At 51.6% G+C, this 2,481-nt stretch carries 5 protein-coding genes; all 5 read right to left on the bottom strand.

Annotated elements, in window-relative coordinates:
- On the bottom strand, positions 1-274 hold a 274-nt coding region (locus ABYW01_RS19255), incomplete at its 3' end, for a hypothetical protein (protein WP_372835953.1).
- An 8-nt stretch (positions 275-282) separates the two neighbouring features.
- The gene (locus ABYW01_RS19260) at positions 283-459 is read right to left on the bottom strand and encodes a hypothetical protein (RefSeq protein ID WP_372835955.1); all 177 of its coding nucleotides are present in this window, start codon (positions 457-459) and stop codon (positions 283-285) included.
- Positions 456-740 carry a hypothetical protein gene (locus tag ABYW01_RS19265; RefSeq protein WP_372835957.1) on the bottom strand — a complete coding sequence of 95 codons (285 nt, stop codon included), beginning with the start codon at positions 738-740 and terminating at the stop codon, positions 456-458. The genes ABYW01_RS19260 and ABYW01_RS19265 overlap by 4 nt, the downstream gene beginning before the upstream one ends.
- A gap of 1,162 nt (positions 741-1,902) precedes the next feature.
- Positions 1,903-2,124, bottom strand: a complete 222-nt coding sequence (locus ABYW01_RS19270; RefSeq protein ID WP_372835959.1) for a hypothetical protein — start codon at positions 2,122-2,124, stop codon at positions 1,903-1,905.
- Positions 2,125-2,134: 10 nt separating this feature from the next.
- Positions 2,135-2,481, bottom strand: a 347-nt coding sequence (locus tag ABYW01_RS19275; RefSeq protein WP_372835961.1) for a hypothetical protein, incomplete at its 5' end; no start/stop codon positions are given.

Raw genomic sequence — 2,481 nt, forward strand, 5'->3', positions numbered from 1 at the left:
GGAAGTGAGGCTGATTACATAGAACCACTCGGCGTATCAAGCCGGTCGACTCAAGCGCAGCCATGTAACGCTTGATGGTATCGGGCTTTGTGGAGATAGCCGGAAGAGCCTCAGCTACTTCCTGCTTAGTCACTCGGAAATAGCCCACCCCATCCACAACAACCGGGTCAGCCCAGCTCGGAACCTCATACAGGAACGCAAAAAGAACGGCCTGCTGGAGATTTAGCTTCCACTCCACCATGCGCACTTGATTGATATTAAGCATGTACTGCATTGATTGGCCTATATCCCCAGCTGCGCTACCAGCTTCTTGATTTCACGGTCATATTGTTCAGGCGGCAGATTCTTTTTTGCCAGCTTGATCTTCTCGTCTCGGTACTGCATTAGCGTTTCCCACGAAGGCTCAGAGCAGCACTCAGAGTCCTCATAGTTGCTTTCAAGGTCATAGGCGTGATTCATGCCGCTACTCCCATAGAAACTTGTGAAAGAAAACCGAACTCGACAGGTGTCAGCTCAGATGGGAACGCAGCGATAATGAGTTGAAGTACAAAAGGAGTGATAGCTCGGCGGCGAGCAGCTTCGATAAAGCTATTGCCGAAACGACGACCGGCATCGTAGTCTTTCTGGTAATCGCCAGACGGCGAAACGCACCAAAAATTACGGCCAGACTCAGAGGTAGATACAAAAGGAAGGTCGGCAACGTCAGCGATAGACGCACCTGTAGTGTGATTGGTAGCCATGATAGCAACCTCCTTGTAGTCAGTTTTTAAACCACCACATAGAGGTCTCAATCTCATGGTGGCGGATCGAACAACAGGGTTGAGACTACCGGCTACAAGGAACCCGGCCAGCTCGAAAGCTGCCCCATCGCCCGACCCACCATAACAACATGACATGGCCGAACAGCACACAAAAAAATAGCCGCAATGCAGAGCAGGCGACTTGTGTGCGCCTCGTAGAAACGGGGTCTCAATCCCGACACTGGATTTTGCCAGTGCCCGATCAGCATAATTCCCGTTACTCTGCATTGTCAAGCTTCTCATTACCTTCCACTCTCGCTTATACTTCACTCGCGCTGCGTTGAGCCCGGCGAGATGCGTCCACATCGTTTGAACCGGGTTATTGCTTTGCGTAGGAACTGTCCCGTTCCGAAAAGGCTCCCTAGTCCCGTCCAAGTTCTTAGGGAGCCGCCTATCATTCCTTTTGGTCAAAGCTCTACGCTGAATAGTGCGGCCGTCCGGGCCTTTTTAAGCAACGAATCTCGCATTTCACGATATTCAGTTTTATTAGCGCAGAACCTTGATCAAACCCCTCTGCTTCCTTAGCCCGCGCAAAGGGATGCGGGCGACCATCTTGCTTTGTTGCTTTTGCCGCCTTTGTTACCGGGGTCTTGCGGCTATCTCTGTAAGTTCGACCCCTATCCCGTACCGTATTCCGTCTGTTCTGGCTGTGGCTGCTGAGCGTCTTTTAGGGACCAGCAGCACCACATAAGCAATGCTTCAGTTGTTACAGAGATCCAGATCAGACGGAGAAGAAACAACAGCATGCGCACTCCTCCGCTTAGTAATAAAAACGGCCAGTAACTCTTGATCTGACCAAGGGTGAATCAGCATCGGGTTATTAATGCCGGATTCACGAAAGCTCGCCTTATGCGAACTAACAGGTAACTGGTATTGCGATTCAGGGCTCTTACCTGCTTGGCTTGCTCTGGCGACTTTTACTGACACCCGCACTGGGTAGCCGTGATCCAGTTCTCAGATCCGCAATGGCAGAGAGGTCTATTGCGCTGCCGCCGGGTTACGCCCAGCAGCTAAACCTCTCTCCATTACGTCCTCCCATTATTTTCACAGGCGGGAGGAACCTGCGGATCACTTGAGGTAATGGCGGACCTCAAGAACGGAGTTATGCTGCGTTCTGAAACTCAAAGATGCCCATGTGACGCTGACGCCGCGCTTTCTCTTTCGATCCCTGATGCGGGATGTACTTACTTACGGAATAAGGTTTGATAGGCCAGCCGCCGCGAGGAGCAGGACCGGCAACAAAACCATCAGGGTGATCAAGAGTCACTTCTGGCAGAGAATTGATAAAACGAAATGATTCGTACCGCCCGATTTCATCAAACATAAAGCTCTCCTTAAGCTGCGATCTGCTGAAGATCGTTTTTAATGTCGCCCAGTACATCAGCGATGCTTTCATCCATCAGGGCGCTTAAGCGATCCAGTACAGCGATCTTTACCGCTGCGTTATGAGCAACAGGTTTGGGCGCTTCCAGATCAGCGAAAGCAGCAAGAAGCGAATCAGAAAGCACCGGTTCGCCTTCTTCGCTCTCACCCAGAAACGCAGGAATGCCAGCGGCAACATCCGGTTCAGCTGCTTCAGGGGCCGTAGTCAGTGCGAAGGTGATAGGCTCGCCATCTATGCGCTCAACCGTACCTTCATCAATCAGAGCCTTAAGGCACGCTGTCAGATCCTTGGAGGACA

Origin of the sequence: Pontibacterium sp. (genome assembly GCF_041587635.1) — a bacterium.
In the GTDB taxonomy this organism is placed as follows: Bacteria; Pseudomonadota; Gammaproteobacteria; order Pseudomonadales; family Balneatricaceae; genus Pontibacterium.